This window comes from Pseudomonas sp. KCJK8993 (genome assembly GCF_046230915.1).
Lineage (GTDB): Bacteria > Pseudomonadota > Gammaproteobacteria > Pseudomonadales > Pseudomonadaceae > Aquipseudomonas > Aquipseudomonas piscis.
Window position 1 is genome coordinate 1 of the sequence record NZ_JBJJLO010000260.1, and the last position, 490, is coordinate 490.

Sequence of the window (490 nt, forward strand, 5' to 3'; positions counted from 1 at the left end):
GGTGATCGTCGCGTCGGGCATCAACCAGGACGGCAAGACCAACGGCATCACTGCGCCCAGCGCCAGCAGCCAGATTGCCCTGGAGCGCGAGGTGTACGCCCGCCACGGCATCGATCCACGGAGCATCTCCTATGTCGAGTTGCACGGTACGGGAACCAAGCTGGGCGATCCGATCGAGCTGACAGCCCTGGATACGGTGTTCCGGGAACGAACCGAGCAGAGCAATTTCTGCGGCCTGGGTTCGGTCAAGAGCAACATCGGCCATACCACGGCAGCAGCCGGGGTCGCGGGGGTGCACAAGGTACTGCTGCAGATGCGCCACCGCGAACTGGCGCCGACCCTGCACTTCGCCACACCGAACGAGCATTTCGATTTCGCCCGCTCGCCGTTCTTCGTCAATACCCATCACCAGAGCTGGCAAGTCGCCGCTGGCCAACCGCTGCGCGCGGCGGTCAGCGCCTTCGGCATCAGCGGCACCAATGCCCATGTG

General features: G+C 64.5%; 1 pseudogene. It reads left to right on the plus strand.

Annotated features, from left to right (window positions below):
- A pseudogene (locus ACK6AU_RS32050) lies at positions 1–490 on the plus strand (polyketide synthase); the annotation flags it as partial.